The organism is Maricaulis sp., from assembly GCF_048269565.1.
GTDB lineage: Bacteria > Pseudomonadota > Alphaproteobacteria > Caulobacterales > Maricaulaceae > Maricaulis.
In genome coordinates, this window is the sequence record NZ_JBLXIK010000013.1 from 1 (window position 1) to 22,592 (window position 22,592).

Annotated in this window: 29 protein-coding genes; 5 read left to right on the top strand and 24 right to left on the bottom strand. The window is 62.7% G+C overall.

Annotation, left to right across the window (positions count from 1 at the left end; translation table 11 throughout):
- Positions 1-235: 235 nt before the first annotated feature.
- A complete protein-coding gene (locus tag ACN0YL_RS14490) occupies positions 236-559 on the top strand; it encodes a type II toxin-antitoxin system Phd/YefM family antitoxin (RefSeq protein WP_417498451.1) in 324 nt (107 codons plus the stop codon).
- Positions 556-816: a Txe/YoeB family addiction module toxin gene (locus ACN0YL_RS14495; RefSeq protein ID WP_417498452.1), complete on the top strand. Its 261-nt coding sequence runs from the start codon at positions 556-558 to the stop codon at positions 814-816. The genes ACN0YL_RS14490 and ACN0YL_RS14495 overlap by 4 nt, the downstream gene beginning before the upstream one ends.
- Positions 817-1,597: 781 nt before the next feature.
- Here the strand turns inward: ACN0YL_RS14495 and ACN0YL_RS14500 are convergent.
- Positions 1,598-2,338, bottom strand: coding sequence for a DUF4145 domain-containing protein (locus tag ACN0YL_RS14500; RefSeq protein WP_417498453.1), 741 nt, complete (start codon positions 2,336-2,338; stop codon positions 1,598-1,600).
- A 9-nt stretch (positions 2,339-2,347) separates the two neighbouring features.
- Positions 2,348-3,880, bottom strand: coding sequence for an acyl-CoA carboxylase subunit beta (locus tag ACN0YL_RS14505; protein WP_417498454.1), 1,533 nt, complete (start codon positions 3,878-3,880; stop codon positions 2,348-2,350).
- Positions 3,881-4,046: 166 nt separating this feature from the next.
- Between ACN0YL_RS14505 and ACN0YL_RS14510 the strand changes: the two genes are divergently transcribed.
- Positions 4,047-5,138 (top strand): GNAT family N-acetyltransferase, encoded by a 1,092-nt coding sequence (locus ACN0YL_RS14510; protein ID WP_417492830.1) that lies wholly within the window; start codon positions 4,047-4,049, stop codon positions 5,136-5,138.
- Between the two features lie 25 nt (positions 5,139-5,163).
- Positions 5,164-5,949 (top strand): hypothetical protein, encoded by a 786-nt coding sequence (locus tag ACN0YL_RS14515; RefSeq protein WP_417498455.1) that lies wholly within the window; start codon positions 5,164-5,166, stop codon positions 5,947-5,949.
- Here the strand turns inward: ACN0YL_RS14515 and ACN0YL_RS14520 are convergent.
- The 6 genes from ACN0YL_RS14520 to crcB all read right to left on the bottom strand — a co-directional run bounded on the left by ACN0YL_RS14520 (position 5,943) and on the right by crcB (position 10,442).
- Entirely contained in the window at positions 5,943-6,626 is a 684-nt protein-coding gene (locus tag ACN0YL_RS14520) for a 2OG-Fe(II) oxygenase (protein WP_417498456.1), read from the bottom strand. The genes ACN0YL_RS14515 and ACN0YL_RS14520 overlap by 7 nt on opposite strands.
- Before the next feature lie 46 nt (positions 6,627-6,672).
- Positions 6,673-7,425, bottom strand: a complete 753-nt coding sequence (locus ACN0YL_RS14525) for an ATP12 family chaperone protein (RefSeq protein ID WP_417498457.1) — start codon at positions 7,423-7,425, stop codon at positions 6,673-6,675.
- Positions 7,426-7,561: 136 nt separating this feature from the next.
- Complete coding sequence (locus ACN0YL_RS14530; RefSeq protein ID WP_417498458.1) at positions 7,562-8,287, bottom strand: hypothetical protein; 726 nt, start codon at positions 8,285-8,287, stop codon at positions 7,562-7,564.
- Between the two features lie 105 nt (positions 8,288-8,392).
- Entirely contained in the window at positions 8,393-9,070 is a 678-nt protein-coding gene (locus tag ACN0YL_RS14535; RefSeq protein WP_417492825.1) for an HAD-IA family hydrolase, read from the bottom strand.
- Positions 9,070-10,062 (bottom strand): RluA family pseudouridine synthase, encoded by a 993-nt coding sequence (locus ACN0YL_RS14540; protein ID WP_417498459.1) that lies wholly within the window; start codon positions 10,060-10,062, stop codon positions 9,070-9,072. Before ACN0YL_RS14540 ends, ACN0YL_RS14535 begins: the two co-directional genes overlap by 1 nt.
- Positions 10,059-10,442: a fluoride efflux transporter CrcB gene (gene crcB / locus ACN0YL_RS14545; protein ID WP_417492823.1), complete on the bottom strand. Its 384-nt coding sequence runs from the start codon at positions 10,440-10,442 to the stop codon at positions 10,059-10,061. Before crcB ends, ACN0YL_RS14540 begins: the two co-directional genes overlap by 4 nt.
- 670 nt (positions 10,443-11,112) lie before the next feature.
- On the opposite strand from crcB, the gene ACN0YL_RS14550 reads away from it, so the two are divergent.
- Entirely contained in the window at positions 11,113-11,850 is a 738-nt protein-coding gene (locus ACN0YL_RS14550; protein ID WP_417498460.1) for a hypothetical protein, read from the top strand.
- Here the strand turns inward: ACN0YL_RS14550 and ACN0YL_RS14555 are convergent.
- From ACN0YL_RS14555 to rpsN, 16 genes are all read right to left on the bottom strand, one after another.
- A complete protein-coding gene (locus tag ACN0YL_RS14555) occupies positions 11,831-12,205 on the bottom strand; it encodes a hypothetical protein (protein ID WP_417470297.1) in 375 nt (124 codons plus the stop codon). The genes ACN0YL_RS14550 and ACN0YL_RS14555 overlap by 20 nt on opposite strands.
- A gap of 66 nt (positions 12,206-12,271) precedes the next feature.
- Complete coding sequence (locus ACN0YL_RS14560; RefSeq protein ID WP_417492821.1) at positions 12,272-13,588, bottom strand: replication-associated recombination protein A; 1,317 nt, start codon at positions 13,586-13,588, stop codon at positions 12,272-12,274.
- A 91-nt stretch (positions 13,589-13,679) separates the two neighbouring features.
- Positions 13,680-15,080 (bottom strand): Do family serine endopeptidase, encoded by a 1,401-nt coding sequence (locus ACN0YL_RS14565; RefSeq protein ID WP_417498461.1) that lies wholly within the window; start codon positions 15,078-15,080, stop codon positions 13,680-13,682.
- A gap of 87 nt (positions 15,081-15,167) precedes the next feature.
- Positions 15,168-15,590: a 50S ribosomal protein L17 gene (gene rplQ, locus ACN0YL_RS14570; protein ID WP_417470290.1), complete on the bottom strand. Its 423-nt coding sequence runs from the start codon at positions 15,588-15,590 to the stop codon at positions 15,168-15,170.
- Between the two features lie 44 nt (positions 15,591-15,634).
- Positions 15,635-16,654, bottom strand: coding sequence for a DNA-directed RNA polymerase subunit alpha (locus ACN0YL_RS14575; protein ID WP_417470288.1), 1,020 nt, complete (start codon positions 16,652-16,654; stop codon positions 15,635-15,637).
- A gap of 75 nt (positions 16,655-16,729) precedes the next feature.
- Entirely contained in the window at positions 16,730-17,119 is a 390-nt protein-coding gene (gene rpsK / locus ACN0YL_RS14580; protein WP_417470286.1) for a 30S ribosomal protein S11, read from the bottom strand.
- 10 nt (positions 17,120-17,129) lie between these two features.
- Positions 17,130-17,498, bottom strand: a complete 369-nt coding sequence (gene rpsM / locus ACN0YL_RS14585; protein ID WP_417493611.1) for a 30S ribosomal protein S13 — start codon at positions 17,496-17,498, stop codon at positions 17,130-17,132.
- Between the two features lie 144 nt (positions 17,499-17,642).
- Positions 17,643-18,209, bottom strand: coding sequence for an adenylate kinase (locus ACN0YL_RS14590; protein WP_417498462.1), 567 nt, complete (start codon positions 18,207-18,209; stop codon positions 17,643-17,645).
- Positions 18,206-19,549, bottom strand: a complete 1,344-nt coding sequence (secY, locus tag ACN0YL_RS14595) for a preprotein translocase subunit SecY (RefSeq protein WP_417470281.1) — start codon at positions 19,547-19,549, stop codon at positions 18,206-18,208. Before secY ends, ACN0YL_RS14590 begins: the two co-directional genes overlap by 4 nt.
- 33 nt (positions 19,550-19,582) lie before the next feature.
- On the bottom strand, positions 19,583-20,056 hold the full coding sequence (rplO, locus tag ACN0YL_RS14600) for a 50S ribosomal protein L15 (RefSeq protein ID WP_417470279.1): 474 nt from the start codon (positions 20,054-20,056) through the stop codon (positions 19,583-19,585).
- 39 nt (positions 20,057-20,095) lie between these two features.
- Positions 20,096-20,281 (bottom strand): 50S ribosomal protein L30, encoded by a 186-nt coding sequence (rpmD, locus tag ACN0YL_RS14605; RefSeq protein WP_339740735.1) that lies wholly within the window; start codon positions 20,279-20,281, stop codon positions 20,096-20,098.
- A gap of 11 nt (positions 20,282-20,292) precedes the next feature.
- Complete coding sequence (gene rpsE / locus ACN0YL_RS14610; protein WP_417470276.1) at positions 20,293-20,904, bottom strand: 30S ribosomal protein S5; 612 nt, start codon at positions 20,902-20,904, stop codon at positions 20,293-20,295.
- Between the two features lie 12 nt (positions 20,905-20,916).
- Positions 20,917-21,279, bottom strand: a complete 363-nt coding sequence (gene rplR, locus ACN0YL_RS14615) for a 50S ribosomal protein L18 (protein WP_091770273.1) — start codon at positions 21,277-21,279, stop codon at positions 20,917-20,919.
- Positions 21,280-21,287: 8 nt separating this feature from the next.
- Positions 21,288-21,821 carry a 50S ribosomal protein L6 gene (rplF, locus tag ACN0YL_RS14620; RefSeq protein WP_417470274.1) on the bottom strand — a complete coding sequence of 178 codons (534 nt, stop codon included), beginning with the start codon at positions 21,819-21,821 and terminating at the stop codon, positions 21,288-21,290.
- Between the two features lie 12 nt (positions 21,822-21,833).
- Positions 21,834-22,229, bottom strand: coding sequence for a 30S ribosomal protein S8 (rpsH, locus tag ACN0YL_RS14625; RefSeq protein WP_417470272.1), 396 nt, complete (start codon positions 22,227-22,229; stop codon positions 21,834-21,836).
- A gap of 12 nt (positions 22,230-22,241) precedes the next feature.
- Positions 22,242-22,547, bottom strand: coding sequence for a 30S ribosomal protein S14 (gene rpsN, locus ACN0YL_RS14630; RefSeq protein ID WP_417470271.1), 306 nt, complete (start codon positions 22,545-22,547; stop codon positions 22,242-22,244).
- Positions 22,548-22,592 lie beyond the last annotated feature (45 nt).

Here is a 22,592-nt window from a genome sequence, read left to right on the forward strand (position 1 = left end):
AGCTCGACCGCACAGTCCATTCCGGTTTCGAGACGGGGGCCGTAAGGCGTCCGAGCAAATCTCCACGTGCGGGACGTCACGGATGTCTCAACTACTTAACTGCGCAAACCGGCATTCGCCGGCGTCCCGCACACCTCCCAATCGGGGGGAACCACTCAAACCTCCAGCGGCAGGCCGCGTGGAGATTTTCGTGCAGGCGCTTTAAAAAAAGTACAGATTTTGGTACAATTTTATCATGACAAAATCCGCCAACATCCTCTCCTTCTCCCAGGCCCGCGCTGGCCTGAAAGCCCTGATGGAGCGCGTCACGGCCGACAAGGCCCCGGCCATCATCACCCGCCAGGGCGGCGAACCGGTGGTGATGATCGCGCTGTCGGAATGGGAGGCGATCCAGGAGACGAATTGCCTGCTCTCCAGCCCTGCCAATGCCAAACGCCTGCGCGCCAGCATCGCCGACGCCGAGGACGGCCAGACCCGCACCCTCACGCCGCAGCAATTGCGCGGCATGGCCGAGGCCCCGGGCGATTTCGCCGCCTGGCTCGGCGAAGCGGAGCGATGAATATCGAATTGCGGCCGCAGGCGATCGAGGATTTGAGCGGGTCTGCCGCCCACGACACGCGGCTGCTCAAACGCGCCCTCAAACTGATCGAGGCCGCCCGGCGCGCCCCCTTCGAAGGCCTCGGCAAGCCGGAACCCCTGCGCGGCGAACTCGCCGGCTGGTGGTCCCGCCGCATCGATAGCCGCCACCGGCTGGTCTACCGCGTCACGGGTGAGCCGGAGCGGTTGCAGGTGGTGCAGGCGCGGTATCATTATTGAAGGCGGCATGACGCCAAACTCTCTTTGCACACAACGCGTTGTCATCCCTGACGGATGCCCCGCAAATGCGGGGCGCAGATCAGGGACCCAGACGCCCGACAGCGCCTCGCAAGCCGCACACCGCCGACCCAACTCACCCGCTTCCTCTCGAGGCCGGCCCTCGACCGAAGCCCGCTGAAACCGGGGCGTCTGGGTCCCCGCCCTGCGGCCCGGTCAAGCCGGGCCATCCGGCGGGGATGACAGTTTTTGGTGTTTGGAGGGGGGATGGCAGAGGAAGGCTCGCAAAACCACATTAATCAGCGTCATCCCGGCGCAGGCTGGGACCCGGATTCACGCACCGGCATCTGATTGAACAGGCGCAAGCCTCCAGACCTCACCACTCCACGAGACTGGATCCCAGCCTGCGCCGGGATGACGTCCTGATGGTGACCAAGGAGGGCCGTAGCGCCCTGCCCGGCCCTGCCGGGGAGCGATCCACAAAACCCTTGCCGAGGGGGCGCCAGAGTGGCGTTGAGCCGTCAAGGGCGAAGCCGCACGCGGTCGCAAAGCGACCCTTGACGGCTCAACGCCACTCTGGCCGGATGGGGGTGTGGGTTTTTGGGGTTCGGTGTGCGCTGGATGGCAGCATTAGCAGCTAATTTGAGTTGAACGCCTAGGGCCTGCGCAGAATCGCAGCTGGCCCCCGACAACTCCGCCATACGACCGATTTCTACAATCAACGTTTCTTCTTATCCCGATCACGCTGCTCAATTCCGGCGCGCTTTCCTGAAGGTAATGCATTCTACAAATCATCAATCTCGTGGGGCTGCGTGATCAAACGCTCGACCACCAGATTCACCAACTTGAACAAAGTAATAGCCGCCTCTCTGTCATCAGCCATATCAATCTGTCCCGGATGCACAGCCGCATTTCCGGTCACCCGGACAATGTCCAACGCCCGCTGAATACGCTCGTCGAGCCCGGATCGCACCAATTTTGCGATACCGTCATTTATCGTGTCGTTTGAATTGTTAATTTCATTGCAGAGGCGTTCGATTGCAACGCGCAACAACGCCGCCGCAGCGCGTGGTGAACTCCCAACAACAGCCCGAGCCTCGTCGAAATCGCGGCGCACCGCTGTCGGCATGTCATCCGCGGCTTCCATGAGAAGCGAGGGCTCAGGCCAAGCTTGCTCGTGCGCGACCCAAAGCGTCCACTTCTCACAACTATAGCATTGAGAAAAATGTATATTTTCGACGGACCTGACATATTGTGTACCGACGTCAGGCCACAGGAAGACCTCTCCAGCGACAGACCTTCTGACAAAAGAATAGAAAGACAGAGCTTCAGTCGACACACCCCCGTCCGACTCCTTTCGCTCCAGTTCATCAGGGAGGTTCGGCCCAAATTTTCCAGGGATTGGGTCTCCCTCACGTTGAACGGATTTCGCATATGCATCAAACCAAGTCTGATGAGCAATCGCACCGCAGTGCGGGCATGAAAACGACAGCTTGTTCGTCGCGGGTTCAACGGCTTTGGTCATCCCCACCCCCTAAAGCGGAATGTTATCGTGCTTTTTCCACGGATTCTCCGCCTTCTTGTTCTTCAGGGTCCGCAGCGCCGCGATCAGGCGTTTGCGGGTTGAGTGCGGTGAGATCACGTCGTCGATATACCCCCGGCCTGCGGCGATGAAGGGGTTGGCGAAGCGGTCTTCGTATTCCTTGACATGGCCGGCCATTTTCTCGGCATCATCCAGATCGGCACGGTGGATGATCTCCGCGGCGCCCTTGGCGCCCATCACGGCGATCTGGGCGGTGGGCCAGGCGTAGTTGACGTCGCCGCGCAGATGTTTCGAACTCATCACATCATAGGCGCCGCCATAGGCCTTGCGGGTGATGACGGTGAGCTTGGGCACGGTGGCCTCGGCATAGGCGAACAGGAGTTTGGCGCCGTGCTTGATCAGGCCGCCATATTCCTGCTTGGTGCCGGGCAGGAAGCCGGGCACATCGACAAAGGTGATGAGCGGAATGCCGAAGGCATCGCAAAAGCGCACGAAACGGCCGGCCTTGCGGCTCGCATCGCTGTCGAGCACCCCGGCCAGGCTCATCGGCTGATTGGCGACAAAGCCGACCGGCTGGCCGTCGAGGCGGCCGAAACCGGTGACGATATTGGCGGCATAATCCGGCGCGATCTCGAAGAAATCGCCCTCATCGGCGGTCTTGAGGATCAATTCCTTGATGTCATAGGGCTTGTTCGGATTGGCCGGGACCAGCGTGTCGAGGCTGGCATCGACGCGCGCCGGATCATCAAAGCTCGGACGGACCGGCGGCGTTTCGCGATTCGACAGCGGCAGGAAATCGATCAGCCGGCGCAGCTGCACCAGCGCTTCAAGATCATTCTCGAAGGCGCCATCGGCGACACCGGACTTCTTGGCATGGATCGAGGCGCCGCCGAGCTCTTCATGGGTGACAGTCTCATTGGTCACCGTTTTGACCACATCGGGACCGGTGACATACATGTAGGAGGTGTCCTTCACCATGAAGATGAAGTCGGTAATGGCCGGCGAATAGACATCGCCGCCGGCGCAGGGGCCCATGATCATCGAGATCTGCGGCACGACGCCCGAGGCCAGCGTGTTCTGCAGGAAGATGTCGGCATAGCCGGCGAGCGAGGCGACGCCCTCCTGGATCCGCGCACCGCCGGCATCAAAGATGCCGATGATCGGGGCGCCATTCTGGATCGCGGCTTTCTGGATCTTGACGATTTTCTGGGCGTGGGTCTCGGACAGCGAGCCGCCAAACACCGTGAAATCCTTGGAGAAGACATAGACCAGACGGCCATTGATCGTGCCATGACCGGTCACCACGCCATCGCCGGGGATTTTCTTTTCGGCCATGCCGAAATCGACACAGCGATGCTCGACGAACATGTCCCATTCCTCGAACGAACCATCATCGAGCAGCATTTCAACCCGCTCACGCGCGCTCAGCTTGCCTTTGGCGTGCTGGGCCTCGACCCGTTTGGGACCACCGCCAGCCCAGGCACCGGCACGCTTTTCGATGAGTTGTTCGAGCACATCCTTCATGGACGCCATTCCTTCCGCATCAATCAATCGGGGATCGATAGCAGAGGTCGCGCGCCAAGGGCAATCAATCGAGGATGCTGGCACCGCCGCCGCTCTCGCCTTCACCCTGCGGCGGCATGGTGCGCTTCTTGCATTTTTACGAGCTGGACAAGGGAGAATGCCCCTCATGGCGAACCGAGCCGTCACAACGGAACTGGTGCCGATCGCAAATCTCGACCGGGCACAACGGGCCAGCTGGCGCGGTTTGCGTGCTGACAACCGCGCGCTCGCTTCGCCCTATTTTTCGCTCGAATTCGCCGATCTGATCGCCGATCGACGCCCCGATACCCAGGCACTTGTCCTGTCACACAAGGGCCGCACGGTCGGCATCCTGCCGATGCAGCTCTCGCGCCTCGGCGTCGCCCGGCCGCTCGGCGGACCGCTGGGTGACCATCATGGCGTCATCACCGATGATGACAGTCTCGATATCGCATCGGCGCTCGAGCACAGCCCGGTTTCGGTATTCTGCTTTCACGGCGCCCTGGCCGGGCAAGCCGGTTTTGCCGGCCGGGCGTCGCAAATTGAACCATCCTGGACGGTCGATTTGAGCCAGGGCTGCGATGCCTGGCTCGAAGAACGCCGCACTGCGGACGCGAAAGCGATGCGCAATATCCGCGCCCGCCAGCGCAAACTCGCCGAATCGGGCCTCGATATCGTCTACCGGCTCGATGATCGCCGCCCCGAGGCACTGGCGCAGACTTTCGCCTGCAAGCGCGAACAATACCGGCGCACCCATGCCTTCGACGTCTTCATCGCCCGCTGGGCCCGCGAGCTGATCGCGGACCTGTTCGAACACCAGACGCAGCAATTGCGCGGCTGTCTGTCGACGCTGGAAATCAACGGCCAGCTCGCCGCAGCCCATTTCGGCATGCGCTCGCAAAGCGTGCTGCACTACTGGTTCCCGGTCTATTGGCCGGAACACGCCCAGTTCGGTCCGGGCCTGCAGCTGTTCATGGAGATGGCGCGCCAGATGGCCGATGACGGCATTGACGAGATCCACCTGGGCCCCGGCGATGCCGAGTTCAAGCAGAAACTGGCCAACGCCTCCTTCGATGTCGCCACCGGCCGCATCGAGCAGCCCTCAATGGCGGCCAGCCTGATGGCCGCCGGCGCCGGCATGGACGCCTTTGCCCGCCGCCTGCCACTGGGCCGCGTCGCGCGCTGGCCCGGCAAGGCATTGCACCGCCTCGACACCCTGGCGGCCGCCTACGGCATCTAGGATCACGTTCCGATGGAGGACCCTGATGGAAATCCTGTCACCCGATGGTGAGATTGGCGCCCCGCTCCAGGCCGCCGGCTTTCTGGCGATGCTCCTCATTGGTGCCCTCGTCCTGGCCTGCCCGCTGATCTCCCGCGTCCGCAGTGCCGGCCCCGCCGGGCTGTCATGCCTTTGGCGTTTCGACATCGCCCTCGCCCTCAGCCTGGGCGGCCTGGCCGTGCTCAATCTCGTCCATCACGCCATAACACCGCTGGCCGGCGTGTATCGTCCGGAGGTCGGCGATGGTGGCCTGATCGAGAATCTGACCGTGACGCTGATGCTCTTCCCGGTCGTGGTCTTTCTCGGCACGCGACTGACCGGTTCGGGCCAGACCCGGCATTTCGGTCCGGTCTGCATGGCCCTGGTGAGTCTGGTGCTGATCGCCGCCTTCGGCGAGGAAGTGAGCTGGGGACAGCACTGGTTCGCCCTTGCGGTGCCCGAGGCGATTGCCAGCACCAATCTGCAGTCCGAGATCAATCTGCACAATTATATCGAGCCCGGCGTGATGGAGGCGATCTATTTTGCCGCCGGGCTGGTCCTGCTCGGGCTCGCGGCCAATCTGCGGCACGTGCTGCAACCGGGGCCGCAGGCGCCAGGGTTTGTTGCGCTCAAGGCCCTGCTGGTGCTGGCAGCCATCCTGCTCTGCCATCACGTGTTTCAGGAACTCGGCGAGCTTGCCGTCATGGCCGCAGCCTTCCTGGTCTGGAACCGGATCGATGATGGGCGCTTGGTGTTGAAGCCGCGCTGGCTCCGCACCCTGACCGCCTACTGAAACGGGTTCAGCTTCTTGAGGAAATATTGCAGCCCGCCGCGATTCTCCTTGCGGTCGAGCTCCTCCTGTGAGGTCAGGAAAGTCGTCTGCACGACATAGCGCTCGCCCTCGAAGGGCAGATGGCCGTGCCAGGAATTGTCCGCGCGCAGGAAGGCAAAGACATAGCCGGCCAGCGGCGGCACTTCCTCGGTGAAATCGTCGAAATCCTTCGGTCCGTTGAGGACGCGGATACAGCCTGCGCCGGTGCCGTCCCACTCTGCATTGAGATAGGTCAGCATGGTCAGAATCTTCGACTTCGAGTCGTTATGGATCGGACCGTCGGAGAGCTGCGAGATCTTGCGCACCGTGATCATGCGCGGCTTGTCGGTGAAATCGACGCCGAACTTCTCGGTCATCACCTGCGCCAGTTCGGGTGAATTGAGGTCCTGCATCAGCTGGTCGAACGTGCCGTGGGCCTCGAGCTTCGACAGCGGCAGATAGCCCGGCTTGTTGATCTCGGGATAATCGGCCCGGACCTGCGCCGCCTCGGCCTCGCTCAGCGTGCCGGGCGCGACGAAATACTTGTAGGGCTCGGTGCGCAGGTCAGCCGCACGCAGGGCACCGAAATCGAGAATCCCGCCGGGGCCGGTCTTGCCCCTTGTCGTCGCACTGGTCTCGGCCATCTCGATCTCTTTCACTTTGCCTCAGACACACATTAGCGCGCCGCCCGCCACCATCAAGCCGTCAGGACGCGTCCAATGCACGCAGCAGGCGCTCGGCCGCGATCAGTTCGGCCTTCAGGAGGTCGAGCCGCTGGGCCGCTTCCTCGTCATGACCCCATTGGGCGATCTGATAGGCCTCGTCGATGATCGAGAGCGCAAACACAGCCTCGCCGCCGCGCTCGCCCTCGAGCAGGACGAGGCCGAGCACGGCCGAACCACACACCGCCGTCGCATGCGCCAGCGCCGTCAGACGCCAGACATCAAGCGCCGCGGCGCGGGCGTGAACGGCCTGCAGTGCTGCCGCATCCTGTTCAATCGGCAGGATGCCGGTGCCCGAACGCAGATCAACGCCCAGCTCGCGCCGGGCCCAGTCCAGCATCGGATCCCAGGCCGTGGCCTGGGCGGCGACGAGGTCGGACGGTTCCGGAGCGCGAAAGCACAACTGGTCATTGGCGGCGTAGCGCGTCACTTCCGCGACGGTGGCGCCATGGGCCTCGCCCATCAGGTCAATGGCGACAAAGCAGAGCCGGTTGGCCGGCATCAGGGGCGCATCGATGCGCTCGCCCTGGGCATCCCACTCGGCCGCGAGCAGTTCGGCCAGGGCGCGGGTCGGCACCTGCAACAGATTCTTCGCCGGCGTCTTGACGGACCGGCCATCGAGCCGGACCTCCCAGCCGCCCTCACCCTCAGCGACGCTGACATCGGTGTAGAAGCGCTTGGGCCGGTTATCTTCCGGCTTGGGCATGCGCACGCCCGGCTTGGTTTCATAGGTCAAGGCTTTACCCGATGCTCTCTGTGACGGTCCCGGCAGGCAAAAGGGCCGTGCCACGACTTCGCCGCGCTGTATAGCGTTGCATCTCGCCGGGATCATTTTCCAACTGCAGTGACCGGAAATGACCGGCCACGCCGCCTCAGCGCAGACGGTCGAGCAGGCCCGTCACCATATCCACCGGGAGCGCGAACAGGATGAGGCTGGCGCCGGCGATGAGGCCGGTCGCCAGGGCGAGGAGCGCAATGAGCCAGACCGGCCAGGGCTTCGGCTCACCGGCCCCGCCCTTGCCGTCGCAGGCTTTGGCATTGATCTCGGTCGCCAGGCTGGTCACGACGGCCTTGCTGTCCCGCGGCTGCGGCTTCTGCACCCGCCAGCGGGTGAAGATCAGTTCGGCATAATTGTCGCCCGCCGGCTGGCAACGTTCCAGGATGACGTAGTGATGCAAGGGCGCGTCGTGAAAACTGGCAATGCATTCGGCTGCCAGGGTCTCCAGCGATTTCGGGAGCCGCTCGGAGGATTTGTAGAACACCATGCGCTCGATCGCGTAGGGCCCGTTCTGCTTGTGGGCATAGCGCTTGCGCACCGCTTCCAGGGCGAGCGGAGCCCGCCGGCGCTTGGGCACAAACCGGTCCCCGGTGAGCTTGCCCAGGCGCGCTGTCTCGCGCTTGAGCTCAATACCGCGCCAATAGTCCAGATCGCCCTGCCAGGAGACCGCGAGGAACTCCGGATGTGCCTCGAGCACCACCTTGCGGTCGGGATAGTCTTCCGGCGCTGCGCCATCCTCGCGCTGATTGGTATTCCTGGACGGGTAACACAAGGCTTCCAGAGCCGTTTTCAGGTCAACGAAACTGACTGACTCTGACACTGCTTCGCCCCCGAAACCCCGATTCACCGGGAGACTAGTACACCATCGGTTGATTCTGCGACCGAATTCGCTCTCGCCGCGAGTTCAATCAGATTGCAGCCGGTCTCAGTCCCTGGCGGCAAAGGCGTCGAGCGCCTCGCCCAGCGTGTCGAAATCATGGTGCAGTTCATGGGCGCCGCCTTCGGTAATCTCGTCGGCGGTGTGAAAGCCCCAGGAGACGCCGAGCGTATGCACGCCGGCATTGCGGCCCATCGCCATGTCGAAACCGGTATCGCCGATCATCACCGCGCGATGCGCCTCGGCGCCGGTCTCCTTTATGGCGTCGAGCACCATGCGCGGATGCGGCTTGCCGGGACCGTGATCGACGGTCTGGAAGGTATCGAAATAGCGATGCAGGCCATGATGCTCGAACACGGTGTCCAGCCCGCGGCGCGGCTTGCCAGTGGCGACGCCGAGCAGCCAGCCCTCATCGCGCAGCTTGTCGAGCGTCTCGCGGGCGCCGTCATAGAGCGGCTCGGAAAAGCCCGGCTCGGTGCGCATCTCGATGAAGGCCTGTTTGTAGAATGTCGCCAGCTCGGCGCCGCGCTCAGCCGGATAGTCGGCCGGTGCCAAACGCAGTACCGCCTCGGTCAGCTCCAGCCCGACAATCGTGCGGGTTTGCTCATAGGCGATCTCACCAAGTCCGGCGCGCCTGAAGGCACGCTCCATGGCTTGCTGGATAACGACGCGGCTATCGACGAGCGTGCCGTCGATATCCCAGATGGCGAGTTTGAGCTCCGGCATCAGGCGAGTTGCGCCTCGATATCGGCCTCGTCGATCTCGTGCGGATTGAAACCGAGCGCGTTGAAGACCTTGGCCAGCGGTTTGGGCAGATCAGCCTCGATCACCAGCGGTGCGCCATTGTCGCGCGGGATTTCCAGCCGGCGCGCATGCAGGCACAGACGCTGGCCGAGGTCTTCCGGTGCCGGACGGTGGCAGGTGTATTTGCGGTCACCGAGAATGGCGGTGCCCATGGCGGCGAGATGGACGCGCAGCTGGTGGGTGCGGCCGGTGACCGGACGCAGGGCAACCCAGCTGGCCTTCTGGCCGGCATCGGCAACGACGGTGTAGCGCGTCAGGGCATGGTGCGAGCCCGGTTCACCATGGCTGGCCCCGACCATCAATTCACGATCCGGATCACCGCCGGCGCCTGCGGCCTTCTTGAGGAAGCCCTTGATCTCGCCCATGCGCGGCTTGGGCACGCCGATGGCGATGGCCCAATAGGTCTTCTTGGTGCGGTGTTGCTGGAAGGCCTTCGCCAGGCGCGCCGCGGCCTTGGGCGTGCGGCCGACGACGAGGACGCCGGAGGTGTCCTTGTCGAGCCTGTGCACCAGGCGCGGACGGGTCATGCCCTCGCCGAAGGCGTCGAGCAGACGGTCGAGATGCTTGGTGGTTTTCGAACCGCCCTGCACCGCCAGGCCCGAAGGCTTGTTGAAGGCGATCAGCTCGTCATCCTCATAGATGACGAGATCGCGGACATAGTGGATTTCTTCCGGGGTCAGGACATCGATCTTCTCGACCTCGCCGGGTTCCGGCAGCGGCGGGACACGGATTTCCATCCCCATCTCGACACGCAGATCGGTCTTGGCGCGGCGGCCATCGACGCGGATATCGCCCTTGCGGCACAGTTTCTGGATCAGGCCCTGGCCGATATGCGGGAAGCGGCGCTTGAACCAGCGATCCAGCCGCGAGCCATCCTCGCCCTGGTCGACTGTCAGTTTTTGAACGCCACTCATGGATAAACTTTCCGCATGATCATCATGCCAATCATCAGCGCTGCCAGCGCCAGAATTACAGAACCCGCCGCATAGGCGAAGGCATTGAGCCAGGCCTTGCGTTCGATCATCAGGGCGATATCGAGGGAATAGGCCGAGAATGTGGTGAAGCCGCCGAGAAAGCCGACAGCGCCGAAGGTGCGCAGCATGTGATGATCACCGCGATCGGTCGCCACCAGCCAGCCAACCAGCAGGCCCATCAGCAATGCGCCAACGATATTGACCGCGAATGTGCCCCAGGGCTGATCCGGCCCGAGCCATTTCAATGCTGCCCGTCCGACCAGGTGCCGGGAGATGGCACCCAATGCCCCGCCCGTGCCGATGAGAAGAATGTTTTGCATCGCGGCTCGATAGGCCGTGCGGGCCGTATTGGCAAGGCCGCGCGGCCTCGACGCCGCTGCACCCGCTTATCCCCGCCCCGCCGCGGCACCGTATAATCGCGAGCGGCGGCCACCCCGCTCAGGCCCAACGCCTCCTCCGCAACATGAGGCACAGCAGTCCGGCCTCCCGTTTCAGGCCCTGACCTGTTTCCGGCACCACCGCGTCACACCAAAAAGCTTTCCCCGGGATCTCATTACCAACCCGTAATTTCATGAATTACTCTTTAATGCATGCATTTATGCATAGCCGGGTTGGCGCAATGGCGGTTGTGAAACATGGCTAACACACTATTTACAAACGCGTGAACCGGGAGGGCCCGGCCTCACCAAGAACAAATGGATTACGACTATGACCCGCATTTCCAACACCCTCAACGCCATCATCAATGTCCTCTTCATCGCCGGCGTCTTCGGCGGCATGGCTGTCGCTCTCGGCGGCACCATCGCCTGAGCCACACGCCCGACCGGGCCGCCAAGCGGCCCCGGGACTGATGACGACGCAGACAAAAAGCGGGACCAGGCACTGACCTGATCCCGCTTTTGTTTTGTCTGTGTATCGCGGCTGTCAAACTTGGCAGACCGGTTTTTCGCCCTACACTGAGCCGGTCATTCCCACGCGAGGTTCCGTGTCATGCCCTGCCTGATCGCCGCCACCCTTCTCCTCCAGACGGCCCAGCCCGCGCCGGCGGAAGCTGCCACACCGGCACCGGCCGAAGCCGTAGTCGTGGTCGAAGCCGAGGCCCCCGCACCACCGCCCACCGACGCCGCCACACTCATCGCCAGCTTCGATGCGCAATACTCCCAATGGGGCGATCTGATTGCCGAACTGGCGGGTCGCAAGGCGCGTGAGCGCTATCTGGCGGAATTGCTCTTGCCGGTGATTACCCGCTCTGATCTCGATGAGGGTGCCAGCGGCGAGATCCTGCGCGAGACGCGCGACACGATTGCCGAGGTTGAAACCGCCAACACGCAATGGGCCTTGGCCCAGCTCGAGCCCGGGCGCTTCGCGGCCTTCGAGCTCGACCAGCCCCGCCTCGCGGCCGATCTGCTGCGCTGGGCCGAGCGTGACGAAGCCGGCCGCGCCCGCATCGTCGCCGCGCTCGAGCCGGTCGCACTGGCCGGCCGCTATGACGCGCAGGCCTTTGCGCAAATGGCGGACGCCGTCGCGATGAGCCAGAATGGCCGCCAGCTCTACGGCACGGTTTCAACCTGCGTCGATGGCCAGCGCCAACCGGCACGTATTCGCAGACCGGTCGATCTCGATGACCGCCGGGCGGCCCTGGGCCTGCCGGCAATGGAGGACGCCTGGGCGGCGCTGATCGCCGCGGAAGGTGAAAGCTGCGAAGCGCCTAATCCTTCGCCAGAATAACCAGCAGCAGGATCAGCAGGGTCGAGAGCATCACGCCAACGCCGCCCAGACCGATGAAGACGCTGACGCTCGCCGGCTCGCCAATGCCGCCAAACAGCATGTAGAGCGCCACAACCATGCACACGCTGCCGAGATGGTGAGCCAGCGTCTGAACCCCCGCGATCAGCCTGGCTGGCAGGTCCAGCACGCGATAGAGCAATCCCCAGGCCAGCGACAACACCCCGCCGACCAGCATGATGTGGGCATGGGTGGGCAATTGGCCGTGATCGCCGCTTTCGCCCATGATCTGGCCCAGCGTCATGCCAATCAGCAGCCAGACCAGGCCCAGCACCAGATGGATCTTGTAGAGTTTCATGTTGTCCTCCCCAGGATGAATACGCGACGCTAGTCCGGGGAGGTGCGGACTGACAAGCCGCAATCTTTATGACTGCGCCGGCCCCCTTCCACGCCGCAGGGCCCGCCAGCGTTGCAGGCGCTCGCCAATCGCCGCCTCACGGCCGGCATCCTTCGGCTCATAGAAGACCGGGCGGTCGCGCATCTCCTCGGGGAAATAGTCCTGCCCGGAAACACCGCCCTCGACATCATGGTCGTACTGGTAGCCGGCACCATAGCCCTGATCCTTCATCATCGAAGTCGGGGCATTGAGGATATGCGGCGGCGGCATCAGTGAGCCGGTCTCGCGGGCAGATTTCTGCGCCCGTTTCCAGGCGGTGTAGACGGCGTTGGATTTCGGTGAACAGGCCAGATGCACCACCGCCTGGGCCAGGGCGAGATCGCCTTCCGGAGAGCCAAGGAATTGATAGGTATCCTTGGCGGCCAGCGCAGCATGGATGGCGGCACTGTCGGCCAGGCCGATATCCTCGATCGCCATCCGCACGATGCGGCGGGCCAGATAGAGCGGGTCCTCGCCGCCCTCGATCATGCGGGCGAGCCAGTAGAGCGCCGCATCAGGGTCGGAGCCACGCACGGATTTGTGCAGGGCGGAGATCAGGTTGAAATGCTCGTCGCGCGACTTGTCATAGACCGGCGCGCGCTTGTTGAGCAGACGGCCAAGCTCGGTGCGGTCGATCGGGGTGTCGCGCTCGAAGGTGAAGACTTCCTCGACCAGGTTGAGCAAGTAGCGGCCATCACCATCGGCCATGGCGGCGAGCGCATGGCGGGCATCCTCGTCGAGCGGCAGCGGCCGGCCCATTTCCGCTTCGGCGCGGGCGAGCAGATCGTCCAGCGCCGCATCATCAAGGCGTTTGAGCACCAGCACCTGGCAGCGCGAGAGCAAGGCCGCGTTGAGCTCGAAGGACGGGTTCTCCGTCGTCGCCCCGACCAGCGTGACCACACCCTCTTCCACCACCGGCAGGAAGCCATCCTGCTGGGCGCGGTTGAAGCGATGGATCTCGTCGACGAACAGCAGGGTGCCGCGACCGGCAGCGCGGCGGGCCCGGGCGCGCTCGAACACTTTCTTGAGATCGGCCACGCCGGAGAAGACTGCCGAAAGCGGCTCGAATTCGAGACCGCTATCCTCGGCCAACAGGCGCGCAATCGTCGTTTTGCCAACCCCGGGCGGTCCCCACAGGACCAGCGAGGCCAGCCGCCCTTGGGCGCGCATGCGGGCAATCGGGCCATCGCCCTTGAGCAGATGATCCTGGCCGACGACCTCGTCGAGCCCGCGCGGCCGCAAACGGTCCGCCAGCGGGCGCGGCGCCTCGGTCTCCAGACCGGCAGCTTCAAACAGACTCGACATGGGGCTAGGCTAGAGCGCCGCGTGCGGCTTGCAAGCGCCAGAGACGGTTGCGCCACCCGCCTTGCACCGGTGCTGCGACCGGGCGCGGGGACTAGTAGAGCCGCAGGGTCGGCTCATAGCGCTGGCCGCGGCGGTCGATCACGATCGGCCATTGGCGTTCACCATCGAAGCGGGCCATGATCTCGGCCGCATCATCGAGCGAAGTGACCGGCTGGCCCATCAGCGCGACCAGGCGGTCACCGGGCCGGAAGCCATAGCGCGCCGCCACGGAGCGGCGCTGGACATTCATCACCACGACACCATCGAGGAAGGGATCCAGCCCCACGGTCTCGTTGAAGGCCGGCGAGAGCGCGACCAGACGGACGCCGGACAAGGGATTGCGGCCGTCGACAGTCAGGGGCTCCGGCTCGGCCGAGCCCGGTGCCGGGCTGACCGGGATATCCAGCTCGATCGCCTCGCCGCCGCGCAGGACCTGGAAGCGGGCATTCTCGCCCGCAGCCCGAATCGCCAGGCGGAAACGGGCGCCGGCATCATTGCTGATCTCATGGCCATCGACCGCCAGCACGATATCGCCCTGCCGCAAGCCGCCATCATCGGCAGCCGCGTCCGGATAAATCTCGCTCACCAGCGCGCCTTGCGGCCGGTCCAGATCGAAGGTCGAGGCGATGTCGCTGGTAACCGGTTGCAGGCGTGCGCCCAGCCAGGGCCGGATCAGCTCGCCTTCACTCAGGGCCGTGTCGACCACGCGCCGGACCATCTCGACCGGGATGGCGAAGCCGATCCCGTTGGAGCCGCCGGACCGCGAGAAGATCATCGAATTGATGCCGATCAATTGTCCGCGCATATCCACCAGCGCGCCGCCGGAATTGCCCGGATTGATCGCCGCATCGGTCTGGATGAAGGAGGCGAAATCGGTCTGGCCGACATCGGTCCGCGCCAGCGCCGAGACAATGCCGCTGGTGACGGTCTGTCCGACACCGAAGGGATTGCCGATCGCCAGCACCAGATCGCCGACTTCAGGATCATCGGTCATGTTGAAGGGCAGGCTCGGCAGCGGCTCGTCAGTCTCGATCCGGAGCACGGCGAGATCGGTCGCCTCATCGGTCAGCAGCACCGTGGCTTCGAACTCGCGGCGATCGGCGAGCACGACGCGCAATTCGGTTGCGCCGGCGACGACATGATTATTGGTCACGATGACGCCGGAATGGTCGACGATGACGCCGGAACCCAGCGAGTTCTGCTCGCGTGGCTGCGAGCGGAACATGCGCGAGAACACCGGATCATTGGCGAACGGGTTTTGGCTGTTCACGACCCGGCGCGAATAGACATTCACCACCGCCGGTGCGACATCGCGCACGATCGGCGCGAAGGAGAGTTGCATCTCGACGCGGCTGTCGGGGACAACCCGGTCCTGATTGACCGGGAGCTCGGTTTCCTGGGCTGCGGCGGGAGCCGCGAGCAGGACGATGGCAAGAAGCAGATATCTGATCATGGCGCTCATATAACCCTGATTTCCGGCATGAAAAAGGCGGCTAGCCTGAGCTAACCGCCTTGATCTGATATTTTGATGACGACAAGCTTACTCGTCAGTCATGTCGCTGGCCGCTGCGGCGCGGGCACGGTCGACGGCGCCCTTCGCAGCAGTGTCGCGGTCCACCAGCTCGATAACGGCCATGGGCGCATTGTCGCCATGACGGAAACCGGCCTTGAGCACGCGGGTGTAACCACCATTGCGCTCGGTATAGCGGCCGCCGAGCGTGTCGAACAGCTTCTTGACCTGGTCTTCGTTGCGAACCTTGGACATCGCCTGACGGCGGCCATGGATGTCGCCACGCTTCGCCAGCGAGATGAGCTTGTCCATGAACGGAGCCAGCTCCTTCGCCTTGGGAAGGGTCGTGATGATTTGCTCGTGCTCGATCAGCGATGACGCCATATTGGCGAGCATGGCTTTGCGATGCGAGTGCGTGCGGTTGAGCTTGCGATGTGCGATGCCGTGACGCATGGCTTGATCTCCTCAGGTCCAGTCGGGAGCCTCTCGGCTGCCTGCTAGACGTGGTCCTCGAAACGTTTGGCGAGATCTTCGATGTTCTCCGGCGGCCAGTTCGGCGCCTCCATACCCAGATGCAGACCCATCTGGGCGAGAACTTCCTTGATCTCATTAAGCGACTTGCGGCCGAAATTCGGGGTGCGGAGCATTTCCGCCTCGGATTTCTGGATCAGGTCGCCGATGTAGACGATGTTGTCGTTCTTCAGGCAGTTCGCCGAACGCACCGACAGTTCAAGCTCATCAACCTTGCGCAGCAGCGCCGGATTGAAGTCGAGCTCGGGCTTGTCGTCTTCCGCCGGACGCGCTTCCACAGCTTCTTCAAAGTTGATGAAGATCTGGAACTGGTCCTGCAGGATGCGCGCCGAGTAGGCGACAGCATCTTCCGGTGACACGGTGCCATCGGTTTCGACTTCAAGAATCAGCTTGTCATAATCAAGCACCTGGCCTTCACGCGTATTCTCGACGCGGTAGGACACACGCTTGACCGGGCTGAACAGCGAGTCGACGCCGATCAGGCCGATGGGCGCATCTTCCGGACGATTGCGATCAGAAGGCACATAGCCCTTGCCGGTATTGACGGTGAATTCCATGCGGATTTCAGCACCAACATCGAGCGTGCACAGGACGAGGTCCTTGTTGACGACTTCGATATCAGCGGTCTCTTCGATATCGCCAGCTGTCACCACGCCCGGGCCGGTCTTGCGCAGAACAACGCGCTTGGGGCCCTCGCCATGCATGTGCAAGGCGATCTGCTTGATGTTGAGCACGATATCGGTGACGTCTTCACGCACACCGTCGATCGACGAAAACTCGTGCACCACGCCATCGATATGGACGTTGGTGACCGCTGCGCCCTGAAGCGAAGACAGCAGCACACGACGCAGCGAATTGCCCAGCGTCATGCCAAAGCCGCGTTCCAGCGGTTCGGCAATGATCTTGGCATGTCGGGACGGGTTATGACCCGGCTCGATTTCCGGCTTCATCGGGCGGATGAGTTCTTGCCAGTTCTTTTCGATCACGTTCTTACTGCCCCTTCATCAGCCGCGCGGGAGATCCCGACGGCGCGTTCAATATCCGAATTGCACAAACACGTACTAGACGCGGCGGCGTTTCGGCGGACGGCAGCCATTGTGTGGAATCGGCGTGACGTCCTGGATGGTCGTGATGGTGAAACCCACCGACTGCAAGGCACGCAGCGCAGACTCACGGCCCGAACCAGGACCCGAGACTTTCACCTCGAGGGTCTTCATGCCGTGTTCCATGGCCTTCTTGCCAGCATCTTCCGCCGCCATCTGGGCTGCATAGGGAGTCGATTTACGCGACCCCTTGAAGCCCATGTGACCGGCCGACGACCAAGAAATAGCATTTCCCTGCGCATCGGTGATGGTCACCATGGTGTTGTTGAAGCTCGCGCTCACATGGGCAACGCCCGATGTGATGTTCTTGCGTTCGCGCCGCTTAACGCGGCCTTGTTCCTTAGCCATAATCTAGGCCCTATTTCTTCTTGCCAGCGATAGGCTTGGCGGGACCCTTGCGCGTACGCGCATTGGTGTGGGTGCGTTGACCACGAACCGGAAGGCCACGACGGTGGCGCAAGCCACGGTAGTTACCCAGGTCCATGAGACGCTTGATATTCACAGCAACCTCACGGCGCAGATCCCCTTCCACTTGGTGATCACGATCGATCACTTCGCGGATTTGCAGGACTTCTGCATCCGTCAGCTGATTGACGCGGCGGTCAGACGCAATGGAAACCTGCTCGCAGATCTCCTTCGCCTTGGCCGGGCCAATGCCGTGGATATAGCTCAGCGCGATTTCCACGCGCTTATTCGTCGGAATATTGACGCCGGCAATACGGGCCACAATCCATCTCCCAAAATCAGAACGCCGTGCGCGAGCGAACCAATGGGCAACCTTGCGGTCACCACATGAGCTCGCCCGTTTCGCGAAGGGCGCTATCTACAGTCAGCATTGCCCCCCCGTCAATGGGGTTGCAACAGGGTTGTTTCAGTTCTCTGACAAAGCAGCAGCAATTCCGGCCGCCACCTCATCGACAGGACCCATTCCCGGCACTTCCCGCATCTTGCCTTGAGCGGCATAAAACGGGATGAGTTGCGCTGTTTGGTCCTGGTAATTTTTGAGGCGCACTTTAAACGCCTCGATATTGTCGTCTGCACGTCCTTCTTCGGCTGCACGCTTTTGCATGCGAGCCACAAGCTCTTCGTCATCCACGATCAGGCGGATGACGCAATCAACGGCACTGCCGCGGCGGGCGAGCGCTGCATCGAGCGCCTCTGCCTGCGCGACGGTGCGCGGGAAGCCGTCAAAGATCGCACCACCCGCAGCTTCCGCCTCCGGCAGTCTTTCCTCGATCAATTCGATCACGATCTCGTCGGAGACCAGATCGCCGGCATCCATGATCGCGGCGACGCGTTGACCCAGTTCGGTACCGGCTGCCTTGGCGGCGCGCAGCATGTCACCGGTCGACAGCTGAACCCAGCCGCGTTCCGCGACGAGCCGCTTGGACTGTGTGCCCTTGCCGCAGCCTGGTGGTCCGAACAGGATAATATTCATCGTTTGCGGCCCCGCAGCTTGGACTTCTTGATGAGGCCCTCATACTGGTGCGCCAGCAGGTGTGACTGGATCTGCGAAATCGTGTCCATCGACACCGAGACCAGGATCAGGATGGACGTACCGCCAAGGGCAGCCCCTCCCCCACCAGGGCTCAACATCATCGGCACCAGGCAGATGAGGGTGAGATAAAGCGCCCCGATCAATGTCAGGCGCGAGAGGACGTAGTCGAGATATTCCGTGGTGCGCTGGCCGGGCCGGATCCCGGGCAGGAAGCCGCCATACTTGCGCAGATTGTCGGCCGTTTCTTCGGGATTGAACACCACCGAGGTGTAGAAGAAACAGAAGAAGATAATCAGCGCGGCATACAGGCTCAGGAAGAGCGGCGTCCCGGCGCCGAGATAGGCCACGGCTGTCTGCAGCCATTCCGGTCCCGACTGGGACTGGAAGCCGGCAGCGGTCGCCGGCAGCAAAAGCAGTGACGAGGCAAAGATCGGTGGAATCACGCCCGCGGTGTTCAGTTTCAGCGGCAGGAAGGACGAATCACCCCCGACCATCCGATTGCCCTGTTGGCGCTTGGGGTACTGGACCAGCAGGCGGCGCTGCGAGCGCTCGATGAACACCACCAGCACGAGGCCGAGGATGACCAGGGCAAAGCCGCCGAAGAAGGCGCCCATGCTCATGCCGCCACTGGCGCTCAGGCTCAGTGCATTGCCCAGCATGCCGGGAATGGCCGAAACGATACCGGCGAAAATGATCAGCGAGACGCCATTGCCAACGCCGCGCGAGGTAATCTGCTCGCCCAGCCACAGCAGCAGCATGGTGCCGCCGACCAGGGTGATGACGGTCGAGACGATGAAGAAGGGTCCCGGGTTGAGCGCCATGCTCAGCCCGTCAGCATTGAGCGCGTTCATGCCCATCGCGATCGCCAGGGCCTGGCCGGTGGCCAGAACGACGGTCAGATAGCGCGAATACTGGTTGATCTGCTTGCGGCCGGCCTCGCCACCTTCCTTCTTCAGCTTTTCAAGGCTGGGAATGGTCGCCGACATCAGCTGCATGATGATCGATGCCGAGATGTAGGGCATCACATTCAGCGCGAAAATCGCCATGCGCTCGACGGCACCGCCGCCCAGCACATTGAACATGCTCAGTATGCCCTGCGAGTTCTGTTCGAACACGCGCGCATACTGAACCGGGTCAATCCCCGGGATCGGAACCCAGGTTCCGAGGCGATACACGATCAGGATGATGACCGTGAACAGAATACGCTGCTGCAGCTCCTTCGCCTTCGCGAAGGAGCTGAAGTTCATGTTTGCAGCAAGCTGTTCGGCAGCTGAAGCCATTAGCTATTCCCCTCGCGGCCGGCGCTAGACCGCTTATTCCGCGGACGCTGCCGCGGGCAGATTCACTTTACCGCCAGCCTTCTCGACAGCCTCGATGGCTGGCTTGGAAGCGCCGGCAACGGTGATCTCAACTTTGGTCTTCAGTTCGCCCTTTGCAAGGAGACGGATGCCATCGAGTTCACGACGCACCAGTCCGGCACCGCGCAGGACGTCGGCATCGATCGGCTTCTTGGCGTCGATCTGACCGGCATCAATAGCCTTCTGGATCCGGCCAAGATTGATCTCGGCCCAGGCCTTGCGGTTCGGCTTGTTGAAGCCGCGCTTTGGCAGGCGCATGTGGAGTGGCATCTGGCCACCCTCAAACCCCTTGATGGCCACGCCGGAGCGTGACTTCTGGCCTTTTACGCCGCGGCCGCCGGTCTTGCCCTTGCCAGAGCCGATACCGCGACCAACCCGAAAACGGTTCTTGGTCGAGCCATCATTGTCGCGCAATTCATTGAGACGCATGTCATTCTCCATTCGAAAGAGCGGTATCCCGCGAGGGACCTACTCTTCGACGATTTCCACCATATGGCTGACCTTGGCGATCATGCCACGGACAGACGGTGTATCTTCCAGGACGCGCTCGCGGCCGATCTTGTTGAGACCGAGGCCGACCAGGGTCGCGCGTTGATCAGCCGGACGACGGATAGGGCTCCGGGTCTGGCGTACTTTGAGGGTCTTCTTGGCCATGACAGCGATCCTTACGCTTCGATCGCTTCGGGTGAGGACGCGCCATCATCGCGGCGGTTCACCACATCACCAACCTTCAGGCCACGCTTGGCCGCAACCGAGCGTGGGCTCGCCTGCGATTTCAGCGCGTCGAATGTGGCGCGGATCATGTTGTACGGGTTGGAGGTGCCGACCGACTTGGCGACGACATCGTGAATCCCGAGGGTTTCCAGCACGGCGCGCATCGGGCCACCGGCGATGACGCCGGTACCTGGAGGCGCAGCACGCAGAACCACCTTGCCGGCACCGTGACGGCCCTTGCCGTCATGATGCAGGGTGCGGCCTTCGCGCAGCGGCACGCGGATCAAGCTCTTCTTGGCTTCGTCCGTGGCCTTGCGGATGGCTTCAGGAACCTCGCGGGCCTTGCCCTGGCCGAAGCCGACACGGCCCTTCTTGTCACCGACGACGACGAGCGCGGCGAACTGGAAGTTCCGGCCACCCTTGACCGTCTTGGCAACGCGATTGATGTGAACCAGCTTGTCGACGAATTCGTCGTCACGCTCTTGTTCACGGCCACGACCGCGTCCGCGACCCCGATCACCACGATCTCCGCGATCGCGCTGTTGCTCGTTTGGATGAGCCATGCGTCCGCTCCCTTAAAAGCTCAGGCCGCCCTCGCGGGCCGCCTCTGCAAGCGCTTTGACGCGCCCGTGAAACATATTGCCGCCGCGATCGAAGACGACCTCTTTCACGCCAGCCTTGACGGCGCGCTCGGCGATCATCTTGCCGACGATACCGGCTGCCGTGACATCGCCCCCCTTCGGGTGCTCCTTCTTGGCAGCTTCCTCGAGCGAGCACGCGGCGGCGACTGTGACGCCATTGGTGTCGTCGATGATCTGGGCATAGATGTTCTTCGAAGAACGGAAGACGGACAGGCGCAAGCGCCCATTGGCGAATTTCCGCAGACGGGTCCGCGTGCGCTGGGCGCGCCGGACTGATTTTTCGCGTTGGTTTTTCATCGCTCGCCCTACTTCTTCTTGCCTTCTTTGCGGCGAATGTATTCGCCAGCATATTTGATACCCTTGCCCTTGTAAGGCTCAGGCGGACGGAAGCGGCGGATTTCGGCGGCAACCTGGCCAACCTTCTGCTTGTCCGCACCTTCGATCTTGATCTCGGTGGGCTTCGTAGATGAAATCGTAACGCCTGCAGGCGGCTCATAAACAACGTCGTGCGACAGGCCGAGGGCCAGCTTCACGGCCTTGCCCTGCATGGCAGCGCGGTAACCGACGCCGACCAGCTCGAGGTTCTTCTCATAACCCGTTGTGACACCCTGGACCAGATTGGCGACCAGTGCGCGCTGCAAGCCCCACATGGAGCGTGCGCGCTTCGTCATGTCGCGAGGCGTGACCTTGAAGCCGTCCTCTTCCTGGGTGACGGACACCTCAGGAACGAACACCATGGACAATTCGCCCTTGGGTCCTTTGACGGTCAGGCCGGTCTCGGTCAGCGTCGTGGTGACATTGGCCGGAATCGCGACTGGGAGTTTACCGATACGTGACATAGGTGCGCTCCCTTAGCTTACGTGGCAGAGAATTTCCCCGCCCACATTGGCTTCACGGGCACTCGTATCCGACATCACACCCTGGGGGGTGGACAGGATAGCGATGCCGAGGCCGTTCTGGACGAGGGCGATATCTTTGACGCCGGAATAGACGCGGCGACCTGGCTTGGAGATCCGTTTGATATTCTGGATCACCGAGTCACCTTCGTAGTATTTCAGCTCGATTTCGAGTTCCTTCATGCCCGTCGAGTGTTCGACTTCCGCATAGTCGCGGATATAGCCTTCACTCTTGAGCACTTCGAGAACGCGGCGGCGCAGGGCCGAGGCAGGCGTGCTGACAGTCCGCTTGTTGCGCATCAGCGCATTACGGATACGGGTCAACATATCGCCGAGAGGATCATTCACCATCTTCGCGCTCCCTTACCAGCTCGACTTGACCATGCCGGGCACCAGGCCCTGGCTGGCCAGATCACGCATCGCGATACGCGACATGCGGAACTTGCGATAGAAAGCACGCGGCCGGCCCGAGACCAGGCAACGGTTGCGCACGCGCGATTCCGCGGAATTCCGCGGCAGGCTTGCCAGCTTGAGCTGAGCGGCAAAGCGCTCCTCAACCGGCAGGTCCTTATTACGCGCAATCGACTTCAGCTGCTCGCGCTTGGTCGCATAACGCTTGACCAAGAGCTCGCGCTTGCGATTGCGCTCCACTGCAGATTTTTTCGCCATTTAGTCTCTCCTGCGTGCAGGGCCCGATCGGCCCGCGCCTTTGTT